This is a genomic window from Pelomonas sp. Root1237 (genome assembly GCF_001425055.1).
In the GTDB taxonomy this organism is placed as follows: domain Bacteria; phylum Pseudomonadota; class Gammaproteobacteria; order Burkholderiales; family Burkholderiaceae_C; genus Pelomonas.
Genome location: NZ_LMDK01000021.1, coordinates 271,171 through 286,129, shown reverse-complemented (window position 1 = coordinate 286,129; position 14,959 = coordinate 271,171). Strand labels below are relative to the sequence as shown.

At 68.6% G+C, this 14,959-nt stretch carries 13 protein-coding genes; 7 read left to right on the top strand and 6 right to left on the bottom strand.

Features of this window, described 5'->3' with window-relative positions; translation table 11 throughout:
* Nucleotides 1-9: 9 nt before the first annotated feature.
* Together ASC91_RS27555 and pyk are read left to right on the top strand one after the other, a co-directional pair.
* Nucleotides 10-483 carry a GNAT family N-acetyltransferase gene (locus tag ASC91_RS27555; protein ID WP_056205195.1) on the top strand — a complete coding sequence of 158 codons (474 nt, stop codon included), beginning with the start codon at nucleotides 10-12 and terminating at the stop codon, nucleotides 481-483.
* A 67-nt stretch (nucleotides 484-550) separates the two neighbouring features.
* Nucleotides 551-1,981 carry a pyruvate kinase gene (gene pyk, locus ASC91_RS27550; RefSeq protein ID WP_056205191.1) on the top strand — a complete coding sequence of 477 codons (1,431 nt, stop codon included), beginning with the start codon at nucleotides 551-553 and terminating at the stop codon, nucleotides 1,979-1,981.
* 4 nt (nucleotides 1,982-1,985) lie between these two features.
* Here the strand turns inward: pyk and ASC91_RS27545 are convergent, their stop codons facing one another.
* On the bottom strand, nucleotides 1,986-2,420 hold the full coding sequence (locus tag ASC91_RS27545; protein WP_056205189.1) for a Cd(II)/Pb(II)-responsive transcriptional regulator: 435 nt from the start codon (nucleotides 2,418-2,420) through the stop codon (nucleotides 1,986-1,988).
* Nucleotides 2,421-2,498: 78 nt separating this feature from the next.
* Between ASC91_RS27545 and ASC91_RS27540 the strand changes: the two genes are divergently transcribed.
* Nucleotides 2,499-3,131 (top strand): cation transporter, encoded by a 633-nt coding sequence (locus tag ASC91_RS27540; RefSeq protein WP_056205186.1) that lies wholly within the window; start codon nucleotides 2,499-2,501, stop codon nucleotides 3,129-3,131.
* On the opposite strand, the gene ASC91_RS27535 is transcribed toward ASC91_RS27540, so the two are convergent.
* From ASC91_RS27535 to ASC91_RS27525, 3 genes are all read right to left on the bottom strand, one after another.
* A complete protein-coding gene (locus tag ASC91_RS27535; protein ID WP_056205184.1) occupies nucleotides 3,103-4,350 on the bottom strand; it encodes an NRAMP family divalent metal transporter in 1,248 nt (415 codons plus the stop codon). The genes ASC91_RS27540 and ASC91_RS27535 overlap by 29 nt on opposite strands.
* Nucleotides 4,351-4,357: 7 nt before the next feature.
* Nucleotides 4,358-5,431, bottom strand: a complete 1,074-nt coding sequence (locus ASC91_RS27530; protein WP_056205181.1) for an MBL fold metallo-hydrolase — start codon at nucleotides 5,429-5,431, stop codon at nucleotides 4,358-4,360.
* A gap of 76 nt (nucleotides 5,432-5,507) precedes the next feature.
* Nucleotides 5,508-5,981 (bottom strand): group 1 truncated hemoglobin, encoded by a 474-nt coding sequence (locus ASC91_RS27525; RefSeq protein ID WP_056205179.1) that lies wholly within the window; start codon nucleotides 5,979-5,981, stop codon nucleotides 5,508-5,510.
* 197 nt (nucleotides 5,982-6,178) lie between these two features.
* On the opposite strand from ASC91_RS27525, the gene ASC91_RS27520 reads away from it, so the two are divergent.
* Nucleotides 6,179-6,883, top strand: a complete 705-nt coding sequence (locus ASC91_RS27520) for an ABC transporter substrate-binding protein (RefSeq protein ID WP_056205176.1) — start codon at nucleotides 6,179-6,181, stop codon at nucleotides 6,881-6,883.
* Nucleotides 6,884-6,886: 3 nt separating this feature from the next.
* Here ASC91_RS27520 and cphA (ASC91_RS27515) read toward each other — a convergent pair whose 3' ends face one another.
* Complete coding sequence (gene cphA / locus ASC91_RS27515; protein WP_056205172.1) at nucleotides 6,887-9,460, bottom strand: cyanophycin synthetase; 2,574 nt, start codon at nucleotides 9,458-9,460, stop codon at nucleotides 6,887-6,889.
* Between the two features lie 14 nt (nucleotides 9,461-9,474).
* Entirely contained in the window at nucleotides 9,475-11,649 is a 2,175-nt protein-coding gene (gene cphA / locus ASC91_RS27510; protein WP_056205168.1) for a cyanophycin synthetase, read from the bottom strand.
* Nucleotides 11,650-11,750: 101 nt separating this feature from the next.
* Here cphA (ASC91_RS27510) and ASC91_RS27505 point away from each other — a divergent pair, with 101 nt between their 5' ends.
* From ASC91_RS27505 to ASC91_RS27495, 3 genes are read left to right on the top strand one after another with little or no spacing between them, the layout of a single operon-like run.
* Nucleotides 11,751-13,997 carry an ABC transporter ATP-binding protein gene (locus tag ASC91_RS27505; protein WP_056205165.1) on the top strand — a complete coding sequence of 749 codons (2,247 nt, stop codon included), beginning with the start codon at nucleotides 11,751-11,753 and terminating at the stop codon, nucleotides 13,995-13,997.
* A complete protein-coding gene (locus ASC91_RS27500) occupies nucleotides 13,990-14,484 on the top strand; it encodes a RidA family protein (RefSeq protein WP_056205161.1) in 495 nt (164 codons plus the stop codon). Before ASC91_RS27505 ends, ASC91_RS27500 begins: the two co-directional genes overlap by 8 nt.
* Entirely contained in the window at nucleotides 14,485-14,958 is a 474-nt protein-coding gene (locus tag ASC91_RS27495) for a DUF1854 domain-containing protein (RefSeq protein ID WP_056205159.1), read from the top strand. It begins immediately after the preceding gene.
* Nucleotide 14,959 lies beyond the last annotated feature (1 nt).

Here is a 14,959-nt window from a genome sequence, read left to right as displayed (position 1 = left end):
CCAACCACCATGAGTTCCGAACTGCCCGCCCGCCTTGCGCCGCTGGACCCCGGTCATCCCGATGCGCGGCGTCTGATCGCGCTGTCCGAGGCCTATATGGGCGCGCTCTATCCCAGCGAGAGCAACCACTTCGAGCCCGCCGATGGCCTGCGCCCACCGCAGGGCAGCTTCTACGGGCTGTGGCGTGGCGAGCAGCTCGTCGGCTGCGGCGGCGTCAAGCACTTCGACGCGGACGGCTATGGAGAGATCAAGCGTCTTTTCGTGCTGGATAGCGAGCGTGGCCGTGGCGTCGCCCGGCAGCTGATGGCGCAGTTAGAGGCCGAGCTGACCGAACGCGGCCTGCGGATCGCGCGGCTGGAGACCGGTATCCACCAGCCCGAGGCCCTGGCGTTGTACCGGCGTCTGGGCTACTCGGAGCGCGGGCCCTTCGGCGGCTACACGCCTGATCCATTGAGCTCCTTCTTCGAGAAGGTGTTGGGTTGAAACACGACGAAACTCGCGCGAGGCTTGGCGGACCATAATTCCGCGCCTTCCAAGAATCGAGACAGCCATGACCCGCGCCACCAAGATCGTCGCCACCCTCGGCCCTGCTTCCAACACGCCGGAGATCCTGGAGAAGATGATCCGCGCCGGCGTCGACGTCGTGCGGCTGAACTTCTCCCACGGCAAGGCGCAGGACCACATCGACCGCGCGACCATGGTCCGGGAAGCCGCGCAACGTGTCGGCAAGTCGGTGGCCATCATGGCCGACCTGCAGGGCCCCAAGATCCGCGTCGGCAAGTTCGAGGGCGGCAAGATCGAGCTGATCCCCGGCGCGCCCTTCATCCTGGACGCCGACCGCACCGAGCTGGGCAACCAGGACATCGCCAGCCTCGACTACAAGGAACTGCCGCGTGACGTGAAGCCCGGCGACACGTTGCTGCTCAACGACGGCCTGCTGGTGCTGACCGTCGAGTCCGTGCGCGGCGCGCAGGTCCACACCATCGTCAAGCTCGGCGGCGAGCTGTCCAACAACAAGGGCATCAACAAGCAGGGCGGCGGCCTGACGGCGCCGGCACTGACAGCCAAGGACATGGACGACATCAAGACCGCGATGTCCTTCCAGTGCGAATACCTGGCCGTCAGCTTCCCCAAGAACGCCACCGACATGGAAATGGCGCGCCAGCTCGCCAACGTGGCCGGCGAGGCTTATCGCCACAAGCCGGCCATGATCGCCAAGATCGAGCGCTACGAGGCCATCCCCCACCTCGAGGCCATCCTGAAGGCCAGCGACGGCATCATGGTGGCGCGTGGTGACCTGGCCGTGGAAGTGGGCAACGCAGCCGTGCCGGCGCTGCAAAAGCGCATGATCAAGATGGCCCGCGAGCTGGACAAGGTGTCCATCACGGCCACGCAGATGATGGAGTCCATGATCGTCAACCCGGTACCCACGCGTGCCGAGGTCAGCGACGTGGCCAACGCCGTGCTGGACGGCACCGATGCCGTCATGCTGTCCGCCGAGACGGCTGCCGGCAAATACCCCATCGAGACCGTCGAGCAGATGGCCAACATCGCGCTGGAAGCCGAGCGTGCCGAGTTTGTCAGTCTCGACACCGACTTTGCCGGCCGCCAGTTCGGCCGCATCGACCAGTCCATCGCCATGGGCGCGCTGTTCACCGCCTACCACCTGGGCTGCAAGGCCATCCTGGCCCTGACCGAATCCGGCTCGACGGCACTGTGGATGAGCCGCCACCGCATTCAGGTGCCCATCTTCGGCCTGACGACCCAACCGGTCAGCCAGCGCAAGATGGCGCTCTACCGCAATGTGCTGCCGCTGTTGATGCCCAAGTTCGAGGACCGCGACGTGGCCCTGGCCGCCGCGGAAAAGATCCTCGTCGAGCGCGGTGTGCTGATGCCCGGCGACACCTATGCCATCACCTGCGGGGAGCCGATGGGCTACCCCGGCGGCACCAACATGCTGAAGGTCTGCCGGGTCGGCTGATGCCCTAGTGGCTGTGGCCGACGTGGCTCTTGGGCGGTAGCTCGGCGCCCGGCTCGGCCAGCCCTTCGAGGATGGCGCAGGCCGGCTCGTCGCCCTGGCAGCGTGCCCGCAGCGCGCGCAATTCCTTCTCCAGTTCCTGCAGCGCCGTGATGCGCGCGCTGACGTGGTCGATGTGCGCGTCCAGCAGCGCATGCACACCTGCTCCGTTGGCGCCACCGTGCCCGTCGCCCTGCAGCGCCAGCAGCGCCCGCACCTCAGCCAGGTTCATGTCCAGCGAGCGGCAGCGGCGGATGAAGTGCAGGCGCTCGACATCAGGCGGGCCATAGACGCGGTATCCAGCATCCGTGCGCGGTGGCGGCGCCAGCAGGCCCTCGCGCTCATAGTGGCGGATGGTGTCGACCTTTGTTCCGGTCAGGCGGCTGAGTTCTCCGATACGCATGTGACGATTCTCGGCTTGACTCTGGTGTGGCTCCAGGGTTTGCAATAGCGGCAGTTTTCAGCCAAGGTCTTCCCCGCCATGAGCCACGCCTGCCACCACCATCACGATGAACCCAGCCCCGGCAATTCGCCGGCCTACCGCCGTGTGCTGTGGGCGGCACTGCTGATCAATGCGGCCATGGCCGTCGTCGAGATCACGACCGGCTGGCGCGCCGGGTCGCTGTCGCTGTGGGCCGATGCGCTGGATTTCATCGGCGACGCAGCCAACTATGGCGCGTCGCTGGCCGTGCTGTCGGCCGGGCTGCTGTGGCGGGCGCGGCTGGCCTGGGTCAAGGGTTGGGCGATGGCGGTGTTCGGCGTTGGTGTGCTGGCCCGCGCGGCCTGGGCCGCCTGGGCGGGCGAGCCACCGCAGGCCGCGACCATGGGTATCGTCGGCACGCTGGCCCTGCTGGCCAATGTGGGTGTGGCCGTGATGCTCTATGCCTGGCGCGAAGGCGACGCCAACATGCGCGCGGTCTGGCTGTGCAGCCGCAACGACGCGCTGGGCAATGTGGCCGTCGTGGCCGCCGCCGGCGGCGTGGCACTGACCGGCCAGGCCTGGCCTGACTTGCTCGTGGCCGTCATCATGGCCGGCCTCGCCTTGCACTCGTCACGTGTGGTGCTGCGCCACGCGCGTGAAGAACTCAGACCAGCGCCAATGCCAGTGCGGTAAGCGCCATCACGCCGGTGGCAGCCCAGCCCATGCGGCGCAGCCTGGGGCCGATGACATGCTCACCCATGACGGATTCACGCGTGGCCAGCACCATCATCGCGGCCATGATGGGCACAGCGCTGATGCCATTGAACACCGCCGACCAGAACAGCGCCTTGACCGGGTCCAGCGGCGCGAAGCACAGGGCCACGCCGCCCAGGGTCGCGACGGCGATGACGCTGTAGAAGCCGCGTCCCTCGCCGCGTTCGAGCTTGAGGCTCAGGCTGTCGCGCCAGCCGGCCACCTCGGCCACCGCGTAGGCCGCCGAGCCAGCCAGCACCGGCACGGCCAGCATGCCCGTGCCGATGATGCCCAGGCTGAACAGCAGCGCCGCATGCTCGCCCGCGATCGGCCGCAGCGCCTCGATGGCCTGGGCCGAAGTCTGGATGTCGTGCACGCCGGCGGCATGCAGCGTCACGGCCGTGGACAGCATGATGCAAAAGGCGATGAGGTTGGAAAAACCCATGCCGACATGCGTGTCCAGCTTGATGCGGCGCAGATGGCGCTTCACGTCGGCTGGCTTGCAGGGGCGGCCTGCGCAGTCCTCGACCTCCTGGCCCGCCTGCCAGAAAAACAGATAGGGGCTGATCGTCGTGCCGAACAGCGCCACCAGCATCAGCACCGTGTCACGGTTCCATTTCAGCTCCGGCCGTATCGTGTGCAGCAACACCTCGCCCCAGTCCAGGCCCAGCACGATGACGACGCCGACATAGGCCAGCAGTGCCAGCGTCAGCCACTTCAGCCAGCGCACATAGCTCTGGTAGGCGAGGAAGACCTGCATCAGCACGCTCACCACGCCGAAGGCGATCGCGTAGATCAGCGCCGGGCCGCCCACCAGCATGTGCAGCGCGCTGGACATGGCGGCGATGTCGGCGGCGATGTTCAGCGTGTTGGCTGCCAGCAGCAGGCCTACCAGCGCCAGCAGCACAGGGCGCGGGAACGTGCGCTTCATGTTGGCCGCCAGGCCGCGGCCGGATACATAGCCGATGCGGGCGCTGACGATCTGGATCGCGGCCATCAGCGGCAGGGTGAAGACGACGCTCCACAACATGCCGTAGCCGAACTGCGCGCCGGCCTGGGAGTAGGTGGCAATGCCGCTCGGGTCGTCGTCCGCCGCGCCGGTGATCAGCCCAGGGCCGAGCTCATGGAAAGGCCGACGAAGACGGGCAAGGAGAGTCATGGCGCGGCTAGCCTAGCCGCGAGGATGGGGGCAGCCTGTCGGCAAGTTCCTCGGGCGGCTGTCGGATTTGGCGAAGCGGCAGACGCCGTGTCTCACCGATGGCCAGCGTGAAGAAGGCCTGCTCAGCCAGCCCAAGCGCCGCGCGCTGCCGTTCGAGCTGGCGGGGCGGCTCGTCCAGCGCCTCGTCGGTCAGCTCGAAGGTGCCCCAGTGCACGCCCAGCGAGCGCTTGGCGCCGAGGTCGGCGTGGATCTTCAGCGCTTCCTCGACATTGACATGCTGGCTCTGCATGAACCAGCGCGGCTCGTAGGCGCCGATGGGGATCAGCGCGATGTCGAAGCTGCCGCCTTGATGAGGCTGCTGGCGCTCGGCGAAGCGCTCGCGGATGTCGGCGAAGTCGCGTGAATAGCCGGTGTCGCCGGCGAAGAAGAGCTGGCAGTCCGGTGCGAACACGGCGAAGCCGCCCCACAGCGTCTTCATGCGATCGTTCAGGCCACGCGCCGACCAGTGCTGGGCCGGGACGAGCACGATGTCCACGCCGGCGAGGCGCTCGGCCTGCCACCAGTCCAGTTCCACGACGTGCTCGATGCCGCGTGCCTGGAACCAGGCCCTGAGGCCCAGTGGCACGACGAAGAGCGGGCTGCCGCCGGGCTGGCGCGCGAGGCTGCGTACCGAAGCCAGGTCGAGGTGGTCATAGTGGTTGTGCGAGACGAGCACGGCGTCGACGTGGGGCAACTCGGCCAGCGCCACGCCTGGCGGCTGCTCGCGCTTCGGCCCGGCAAAGGGCAGCGGCGAGGCGCGCCCGGAGAAGATCGGGTCGGTCAGCAGGTTCAGGCCGCCGAGCTGGGTCAGCACGGTGGCGTGGCCGATCCAGGTCACCGCCGGCTGCTGCGCAGCGCCGTGGTTGGCGCGGATGAAGCCGAGATCGGCCGGCTGCGTCGGGATGGGCTCAGCCGGGCGCGGCGGCAGGCCGCGACGGGAGGCGTTCCAGCGCCAGCGGATCACGTCCGCCAGCGACTTGGGCTCGAAGTCGCCGTGGTTGTTCTGGAAGCCGCCGTTGCGGTGGTGTGGGGGCAGGCTCATGCAGAAGCGCCAGGCCAGGCCCGGTTTCCTTGACCCCTTTGTGAGTCGGGCTGGGCGAATGCCGGTCCTGGCAGCTTCATTTCGTGATGATGTCGCGGTGGAAATGGGCCATGCGGGCCAGCAACTGGTTCTGCACGCCGAAGGGCACGTTGGCCCTGTCCATGGCGCGCTGCAGATGCTCGACCAGGGTGTTGAAGTCGCCTTTGCCAATGCCCAGATGGGCGTGCGCGTCCTTCATGCCCACGCCGTCGTAGACGCAGGGGCCGCCGGCAACGACGCAGAAGTAGTCTGCCAGCACGCGCTTGAGGTGCTTCATGTTGATGCCGTCGAAGAAGCGCGCGATGCGCGCGTCCTGCAGCAGGGTGTCGTAGAAATCGTTGGTGAAGCGCTGGATGGCTTCCTGGCCGCCGAGCTGCTGGTAGAGCAGGTCATCGTGGGGAATCGGGGCCACGCCGGGGCGGACCGTGCTGGCCTGCGTCTGGGCATGGGCCAACGGCACCGCCAGGGCCCAGGCCAGGGTGAGGGCGGCGAACGACAGGCGGGACTTCATCGGGGGTGTGGCAGGTGACCGGCGAGTCTAGCGATGCGACCCTGGGCGTGGCGTGCCGGGTCGGCAGGTTTTCGTGCGCCGGTCACGGTCCGCTGGCCGGCTGGCCACCCTGCGCTCGCCCTGGATTGGCGGGCACGGCATGATGCAGTCCCATGGTCGGGACGCGGCGATATTGGGTGCGAAGGGGAGTGGGCGGCATGGCCGCGCTGCTGCTGAGCCCGCTTGCCGGTGCCGAACCTGCCCGGCCGCTGGTGATGTTGGTGGAGACCAGCGCGCTGATGCCGCATGCCCGCATCGAGGGCGACCGCGTCATCGAAGGCCTGAACCTGGACATCGGCCAGGCCCTGGCGCGGCGCCTGGGCCGCGATCTGGTGGCCCGCCCGACGCCGCGCAAGCGCCTGGCCGAAGCCCTGCAACGCGGCGAGGGCGACTTGTTGTGCGATTACCAGAGCGACTGGCTGCCCGGCGCCTTCGCGTGGAGCCGGCCCTTCCTGCCCGACCAGGCCCTGCTCATCAGTGCCGCCTCGGTGCCGGCGCCGGCCTCGTTGACAGCGTTGACAGGGCAGCCCATCGGCACGGTGCGCGGCTATGTCTATCCGGAGATGGCCGACGCACTGCGATCAGGCTTCCTGCGCGACGACGCACCCGATGCGGTGGCCAATCTGCAGAAACTCGAACTCGGCCGCATCCGCCATGCGCTGACCGGCCGGCGCGTGCTGGAGTACCAGCAGCGTATCGGCCACTTCAAGCTGCCCCTGCATCCGCCGCTGGTCGTGTCGGAAGTGCTGGCCCAGTGCGCGTTGTCGCCGAGCAGCCCGGTGGGCCTGGCGGCGTTGAACACCGCCATCCAGGGCCTGGTCAGCGAAGGCGAACTGAATCGCCTGCTGGCCAGGTACCGCTGAGCCTCAGCCGGCGGCAATGCGCTGGGCCAGATGGGCCAGCGCCTCTTCCACCTGATCCACCAGCACCAGGCAGAGGTCGCCCGGCTGCAGGCGTTCCAGTGCACGGTCGATGGCCGTGAACTCACCGACGATCTCCTCGACATGCCGGGTGCGCGACGCGCCTTCCAGCCCGGCACGCAGCAGGGCCACGACCTCGCCGGCCGCGCGGCCGCGCTGGCAGGCGTCTTCGTAGAGGATGACCTCGTCGAAGGCGCCGCCGAGGATCTCGGTCTGCACGCGGATGTCCTCGTCGCGGCGGTCACCAGCGCCGCTGATGACGACGCTGCGGGTCTTGGCCGGCAATGCCGCGACGGCACCGACCAGGGCCTTCATCGCGTCGCCGTTGTGGCCGTAGTCGGCGATGACGGTGGCGCCGCGGTAGTCCATGACGTTGAAGCGGCCCGGCGCGTTGTCGGCGTCATTGGCGAAGCTGGCCACGCCGCGGCGGATGGTGTCCCAGTCCAGGCCCACGGCCCAGGCCGCGGCCACCGAAGCCATCGCGTTCTCGACCTGGAAGCCGATGAGGCCGCCACGCGTGATGGGGATGTCGCGCAGCGGGATGCTCTCGCGCCAGACGCCCTGGGCCGCAATGAGCTGGTCGCCGTCCACATAGACGCAGCGCTTGCCCTGGGCGCGGTGGGTTGCCATCAGCGGGTGGTGGCGGTCGGCGGCGAAATAGATGACCTGGCCGGGGCAGACCGAGCTCATGCTGGCCGTCAGCGGGTCGGTGGCGTTCAGCACCGCGTAGCCGTTGGGCGCGACGTTCTGCACGATGACGCGCTTGACCAGCACCAGGTCTTCCGCCGTGTGCAGGAAGTTCATGCCGAGGTGGTCGCCCGCGCCGACGTTGGTGACCACGGCGACCTGGCAGCGGTCGAAGCCCAGGCCTTCACGCAGGATGCCGCCGCGGGCGGTCTCCAGCACGGCGGCCTCCACGTCCGGGTGCATCAGCACATTGCGGGCGCTTTTGGGGCCGGAGCAGTCGCCGCTGTCGATCTGGCGGCCATCGACATACACGCCGTCGGTGTTGGTCATGCCGACCTTGAGGCCGCAGCTGGCAAACAAGTGCGCGATCAGCCGCGTGACGGTGGTCTTGCCATTCGTGCCGGTGACGGCGACGACGGGGATGCGCCCGTCCTCGGCCATGCCGCCCGATTTGTTGCCGGTGCCGAACAGATGGCCGACGATGCCCTCGCCGACATTGCGGCCCTTGCCATAGCTGGGGCTCAGGTGCATGCGCAGGCCCGGTGCCGCGTTGACCTCGACGATGCCGCCGTTGATCTCTTCGAGCGGCCGCAGCACGCTCTCGGCGACGACGTCGACGCCGCAGACGTGCAGGCCGACGACCTGGGCCGCGGCAATAGCGCGTGCAGCCACCTCCGGGTGGACGTCGTCCGTCACGTCCGTGGCGGTGCCGCCGGTGGACAGGTTGGCGTTGTTGCGCAGGATGACGCGCTGACCCTTGTCGGGCACCGACTCCGGCGCCAGGCCCTGCTGGGTCAGGCGCGCGACGGCGATGTCGTCGAAGCGGATCTTGGTCAGCGACGTCGCGTGGCCGTCACCGCGGCGCGGGTCGGAATTGACCTTGTCGACCAACTGCTTGACCGTGTGCACGCCGTCGCCGATGACGTGCGGCGGATCGCGTCGCGCCGCGGCGATCAGCTTGTCGCCGATGACGAGCAGCCGGTAGTCGGAGCCAGGCAGGAACTTCTCGACCATGACGGGGCCGATCTCGTCGGCCGCCTTGTAGGCAGCCTCAAGCCCCAGGCGTGTCGTCACGTTGACGGTCACGCCCTTGCCCTGGTTGCCGTCCTGCGGCTTGACGACGACGGGCAGGCCGATCTCCTGGGCCACGGCCCAGGCATCGTCCACCGAGTCGACCGGCCGGCCGATGGGCACCGGCACGCCGGCGGCCTGCAGCAACCGCTTGCACAGGTCCTTGTCCTGGGCGATGGACTCGCTGACCGCGCTGGTGGCGTCGACCTCGGCGGCCCAGATGCGGCGCTGCTTGGCGCCCCAGCCGAACTGCACCAGGCTGCCTTGCGTGAGGCGGCGGTAGGGAATGCCGCGCGCCAGGGCCGCATTGACGATGGAGCCGGTGGAGGGGCCGAGGCGGATGTCCTCGTCGAGCTCGCGCAACCGGGCCAGCGTCGCGTCGGCATCGAACTCGCCACCGTTCAGCGCAGCGAGCACGAGCTTGAGCGCCTGCTCGAAGGCCAGCCGGCCGACGTCTTCCTCGCTGTACTCGATGACGATCTGGTAGGTGCCGGCCTCGGGCGTGACATGGGTCTGGCTGAAAGTCACCGGGCAGCCGGCCTGGGCCTGCAGGGCCAGCGTGGCCTGCTCGAGCACCTGGGCCAGCGAGGCGTCTCTGCGCAGCTCGCCGACTGAGGGAAAGAGCTGGCGCAACCGCGGCTCGAAGCCGGGCAGGCGCTCGAGCGAGCGCTCGGACTCGTTGCAATGCACGACGGCTTCGATGGCCGTGTGGCGGCTCCACATGTTCGGGCCGCGCAGCGCGCGGGTGCGGGAAACGTCCATGAGTCGTGTTCTTTTCAGGCGAGGTGCAGGTTGGGCACGAAGGTGTCGAGCCCGGCGGCGATCAGCTCGGGCGAGATGCCCAGGGCCCAGGCGGCGGCGACGGCGGCAAGTAGCGTCGAGGCATCGATGGCCTGGTCGCCAAAGCGGCGCAGCAGGGCCTCGATGTTGGCGCCCGGCGTCTCGGCCGGGCCATGGGCCAGTACGGCGGCGCCGCCGCGCAGGAAGACGGCGCGTCCACCGCGGTCGCGGTGGTGCTGCAGGGCCTCGAGGCTGCCGTCCTCCGCGTAGAAGACGACCTCGCCGTCGCTCAGCTCGGCCATGTCCACCAGGCGCGGGTGGGCGGCATTGAGCACGCTGGCGCCGTCGCTGAGCACGACGTCGATCTGGGTGCGCAGCACCTTGTAGAGCTGGTCGATGTCCTGCACGTCGAACTCCGCCAGCGCGGCGATGCCGTCCAGATCGGTGACGACGCCGACGGCGGCGCGGTCATAGGCCAGGCCATCGCGCAGGATGGAGGCAGCATCGTTCTCGATGACGACGGCGTTGACGCCGCGGTTCATCAGGAGGCGGTGAGCGGCGTCCCAGCGGGCGCTGTCGCGCTTCTCGACGCGGCGCGTGCCCAGGAAGAGGCCGTCACGGCAGGCCAGGCCGACATGGCGGCCGTTCAGGTGCAGCAGCCAGGCGACCAGGCGCGTGATCTGGCGCCCGCCGCGCGAGCCAGCCACGCCGACGATGGGGATGCGGCCGGTCTCGTCCTCGGCGAAGAGGTGGTCGATGATGGCCTGGCCGACGGGCTGCGGCGCGCCTCCGGCGGGCTTGAGGTGCATCAGCAGACCCGGGCCGGCGTTCACTTCGACGATGGCGCCGCCGGTCTCGGACAGCGGCTTGGAGATGTCCTCGGTGACGAGGTCGACGCCGGCGATGTCCAGGCCCACGGTGCGGGCGGCGAGCGACACGGCATGCGCCACCTCGGGGTGGACCTCGGGCGTGCAGTCGATGGACACGTTGCCATTGCGCTGGATCAGCACGGCCTTGCCGGCCGCGGGCACGGCCTCGGGCGACATGCCCTGGCGTTGCAGGTCCAGCAGCAGGGCGGTGTCTTCGTGCACGCGGATGCGGTTGAGCGGGAAGTCCTCGCTCAGGCCGCGGCGCGGATCGGTGTTGATCTGGCTTTCGACCAGTTGCTCCACGGTCTGGCGGCCGTCGCCGTGCACCCAGGCGGCTTCGCCGCGCGCGGCCGCCACCACCTGGCCGCCCACGACGAGCACGCGGTGCTCATTGCCGGGGATGTAGCGCTCCACGAGCACCGAGGAGCCGTGGCGGGCCGCCAGCGCGAAGGCGGCCTCGCAGTCGGCCTCGGTCGCGATGTCCAGGGAGACGCCGCGGCCATGGTTGCCGTCGCTGGGCTTGACGACAACGGGCAGGCCGGTGTCCTGTGCCACCGTCCAGGCCTCGGCGGCGGTCTTGACCTCCTGGCCTTCCGGCACGGGCACGCCCACGGCCTTCAGCAGCGTCTTGGTCAGGTCCTTGTCGCTGGCGATGCCTTCGGCAATGGCGCTGGTCATGTCGGTCTCGGCCGTCCAGATGCGGCGCTGGCGCGCGCCGTGGCCGAGCTGCACCAGGTTGCCGTCGTTCAGGCGGATGTGGGGGATGCGGCGGTCCGTGGCCGCGGCGACGATGGCCGCCGTGGAGGGGCCCAGGTAGCAGTCGTCCAGCTTGTCGCGCACGCGGGCCACCGCGGCGGGCGCGTCGAAGGGCTGGTCGTTGATGACGGCCATGATCAAGGCATGACCCTCGGCCAGGGCCGCGCGGGCGACCTGCTCGTCACGCGCCCGGAACACCATGCGGTAGACGCCGCGCTGGCTGGTGGAGCGGGTCTGGCCGAAGCCGGTCGGCATGCCGGCCAGGTTGAGCAGCTCGATGACGATGTGCTCCAGCACATGGCCGCACCAGGTGCCTTCGGTCAGCCGTTCCAGGAAACCGCCGCGCTCACCGACGCCGCAGTGGTGCTCGACGAGGTTGGGCAGGGCGGCCGTCAACCGCTCGTTGAAGCCCGGCAACACATGGCTGGGGTGGTCTTCCAGCTCGCCGAGGTCCAGCCAGACCTCCAGCACCGGCCGGTAGGTCCACATATTGGGCCCGCGCAGGTAATTGATGCGCAGCAGGCGGATGTCGTTCTTCTGGCTCATGGAGCGTATCGAGTAAGGGGTTGTGCGCGGTGCAATCGCGTGGAATTGTGCGCTGAACTCATGGCGGAGAATCGCCGCAGCCCGTAAGAGCCAACAACAACATGCAAGACCTTCCTCCCGCTGCAGTGCTTCATCCCCAAACAGCCGTCCTTCAGGGGCGGCTCATGGCTGGCGAGAACGTGGTGGCCCTGCTGGAGGTTGACCTGGATGCCCAGGGCCACTTCGCGCAAGGGCTGATCGCGCTGACGAATTCACGCCTGCTGGCCCTCGATCCCACCAGCGCCAGCTGGGTCGAACACACGCTGGTGCCGGGCTTGAGCCTCAAGCTCAGTGACCATGGCGGCCTGGCCTTCATGGAGCTGTTTGACGCCGACCGGCGCCTGGCGCGCTGGCGCTTCACGCTGGCCTGCAATCCGGCGGCGGTGCGCTTTGCCGACGCCTTCGGCCGCGAGGTGCAGCGCCTTTCGGGCCATGTCGTGCTCGAAGAGGCCGATGACGGCGAGGACTCGACCTTCGATTTCGGCGAGGCCAGCAAACCGCCGAGCACCTGGGTGCTGCTGCGGCTGTGGCGCTTTGCGCGGCCCTACCGGGGCCAGCTCTTGCTGGGCTTCTCGCTCATGCTCGGCTCGATTGGCGCAACCCTGGTGGCGCCTTACCTGAGCATGCCGCTGATGGACAGGGTGCTGATCCCGTTCCAGAACGGCCAGTCGATCGACACCAGGCTGGTCGGGTCGCTGCTGGGCGGCCTGCTGGGTGCGGCGTTGTTCTCGTGGTTGCTGGGCTGGGCCAAGACCTATCTGCTGGCGCTGGTGTCCGAGCGCATTGCCGCCGATCTGCGCACGGCGACCTTCGACCATCTGCTCGGCCTGTCGCTCGAGTACTTCGGCAACAAGCGCACCGGCGACCTGATGGCGCGCATCGGCTCCGAGACCGACCGTATCAGCGTGTTCCTGAGCCTGCACGCGCTGGACTTCATCACCGATGTGCTGATGCTGCTGATGATCTCGGCGATCCTGTTCAACATCCACCCGGGCCTGGCGCTGGCCACCCTGGTGCCCTTGCCCTTCATCGCCTGGATGATTCATCTGGTGCGAGACCGGCTGCGCACCGGCTTCGAGAAGATCGACCGCGTCTGGGGCGAGGTCACCAACATCCTGGCCGACACCATCCCGGGCATCCGCGTCGTCAAGGCCTTTGCCCAGGAGAGGCGCGAGGCGCAACGCTTTCGGGAGGCCAACGCCAAGAACCTGGTCGTGAACGACCGCCTCAACAAGACCTGGAGCCTGTTCGGCCCCACGGTCTCGCTGCTGACCGAGATGGGCCTGCTCGTCGTCTGGGGTGTCGGCATCTGGCTGATCTCGCACCAGAGCATCACGGTCGGCACGCTGACAGCCTTCCTGGCCTACATCGGCCGCTTCTATGGCCGGCTGGATTCGATGAGCCGCATCGTCTCGGTCACGCAGAAGGCCGCGGCGGGCTCCAAGCGCATCTTCGACATCCTGGACCACGTCTCCAACGTGCCCGACCCGGTCAACCCCCAGCCCTTCGAGAACGTGACCGGCGCGATTTCGATGCAGGGCCTGGACTTCCGCTACGGTTCGCGCTCGGTCATCCGCAACCTGAACCTCGACATCCGCCCCGGCGAGATGGTCGGCCTCGTGGGCCACAGCGGCTCGGGCAAGAGCACGCTCGTCAACCTGATCTGCCGCTTCTATGACGTGACCGAGGGCGCCATCAAGGTCGATGGCGTGGACCTGCGGCGCATCAGGGTGACCGACTACCGCCGCCACATCGGCCTCGTGCTGCAGGAGCCCTTCCTGTTCTTCGGCACCATCGCCGAGAACATCGCCTACGGCAAGCCGGAGGCCACGCGCGACGAGATCGTCGCAGCCGCGCGCGCCGCGCATGCTCACGAGTTCATCCTGCGGTTGCCGCATGGCTATGACAGCCTCGTCGGCGAGCGCGGCCAGGGCCTGTCAGGCGGCGAGCGCCAGCGCATCTCCATCGCCCGGGCGCTGCTGATCGATCCGGCCATCCTCATCCTCGACGAAGCGACCTCAGCCGTGGACACCGAGACCGAGAAGGAGATCCAGCGCGCGCTGGACAACCTCGTCAAGGGCCGCACCACCATCGCCATCGCCCACCGTCTGTCCACGCTGCGCAAGGCCGACCGCCTCGTTGTCATGGACCGCGGCGAGATCGTCGAGCTGGGCCCGCACGACGAACTGATCGCCCGCCAGGGCCACTATTGGCGCCTCTGGGAAGCTCAGGTCCGCCGCGTGGACCAGGAAGACCTGGAGGAACATGCCGTGACCCCCAACCCCAGCGCCCACACCACCGATGCTTGATACCGCCCTGCACGACCGTGACCGCGAGCTGGATGCCGCCAGCGCGGAACACGGCTTCGACCCCGCCGTTCCCCTGCAGATTGGCGGGCGCTACAGCCCGCTGGTGCGTGACGGCCGAACCCTCTACCTGAGTGGCCAGATCCCGCGCATCGGTGACCATGTTGCCGTGGCCGGCGTCGTCGGCGCTGAGGTCAGCCTGGAGCGCGCCAAGCGTGCCGCGGCCATCTGCGTGCTGCGAGCGCTGACCTTGCTGCGCCAGGAGCTCGGCAGCCTGGATCGGCTGCAGGCCGTGGTCAGGATGACCGTCTTCGTGCATTGCGACGCCGGCTTCACCCAGCACAGCGAAGTGGCCGACGGTGCCTCCGACCTGGTCTGGCGCGTGCTGGGCACGGCTGGTGCCCACACGCGCACCTCGGTCGGCGTGCTGCAGCTGCCCAAGAACGCGGCGGTCGAACTCGACCTGATCGCGACCTCCGCGGAGTCCTGAATGTCCACACTGCCCTTCCGCGACCTGCATCTGGACGCCCTTGGCCGGTTGCTGCTGACCGATCTGAACGGCGACAGCCATGTCGGTGTCACGCCGGTACGTGCCCACCCGATCTCGGCACCGGACGAGGGCCTGTCCCTGGTCGGCTCGCACGGCCATGAACTGGCCTGGGTGGAGCGCCTGTCGGCCCTGCCCGAGGGGCCGCGCCGGTTGCTAGAGGCCGAACTGGCCGCCCGCGAATTCCATCCGACGCTCAAGCGCCTGATTTCGGTCAACACCTTTGCCACGCCCAGCACCTGGCGCATCGAGACCGACCGCGGCGAGGTCGACTTCGTGCTCAAGAGCGAGGAAGACATCCGCCGCCTGGAAGAGGGCCGCCTGCTGATCACGTCCACCCATGGCGTGCAGTTGCAGGTGCCGGATCGCTGGGCGCTGGACAAGCATTCCAAGCGGCTGCTGGAACGCTTCCTCTGAG

What these genes read in the sequence shown, in the direction of transcription:
- ASC91_RS27555 (WP_056205195.1), top strand. Translation starts at nt 10, where the DNA reads ATGAGTTCCGAACTGCCCGCCCGCCTTGCGCCGCTGGACCCCGGTCAT.
- pyk (WP_056205191.1), top strand. Translation starts at nt 551, where the DNA reads ATGACCCGCGCCACCAAGATCGTCGCCACCCTCGGCCCTGCTTCCAAC.
- ASC91_RS27545 (WP_056205189.1), bottom strand. Translation starts at nt 2,420, where the DNA reads ATGCGTATCGGAGAACTCAGCCGCCTGACCGGAACAAAGGTCGACACC.
- ASC91_RS27540 (WP_056205186.1), top strand. Translation starts at nt 2,499, where the DNA reads ATGAGCCACGCCTGCCACCACCATCACGATGAACCCAGCCCCGGCAAT.
- ASC91_RS27535 (WP_056205184.1), bottom strand. Translation starts at nt 4,350, where the DNA reads ATGACTCTCCTTGCCCGTCTTCGTCGGCCTTTCCATGAGCTCGGCCCT.
- ASC91_RS27530 (WP_056205181.1), bottom strand. Translation starts at nt 5,431, where the DNA reads ATGAGCCTGCCCCCACACCACCGCAACGGCGGCTTCCAGAACAACCAC.
- ASC91_RS27525 (WP_056205179.1), bottom strand. Translation starts at nt 5,981, where the DNA reads ATGAAGTCCCGCCTGTCGTTCGCCGCCCTCACCCTGGCCTGGGCCCTG.
- ASC91_RS27520 (WP_056205176.1), top strand. Translation starts at nt 6,179, where the DNA reads ATGGCCGCGCTGCTGCTGAGCCCGCTTGCCGGTGCCGAACCTGCCCGG.
- cphA (WP_056205172.1), bottom strand. Translation starts at nt 9,460, where the DNA reads ATGGACGTTTCCCGCACCCGCGCGCTGCGCGGCCCGAACATGTGGAGC.
- cphA (WP_056205168.1), bottom strand. Translation starts at nt 11,649, where the DNA reads ATGAGCCAGAAGAACGACATCCGCCTGCTGCGCATCAATTACCTGCGC.
- ASC91_RS27505 (WP_056205165.1), top strand. Translation starts at nt 11,751, where the DNA reads ATGCAAGACCTTCCTCCCGCTGCAGTGCTTCATCCCCAAACAGCCGTC.
- ASC91_RS27500 (WP_056205161.1), top strand. Translation starts at nt 13,990, where the DNA reads ATGCTTGATACCGCCCTGCACGACCGTGACCGCGAGCTGGATGCCGCC.
- ASC91_RS27495 (WP_056205159.1), top strand. Translation starts at nt 14,485, where the DNA reads ATGTCCACACTGCCCTTCCGCGACCTGCATCTGGACGCCCTTGGCCGG.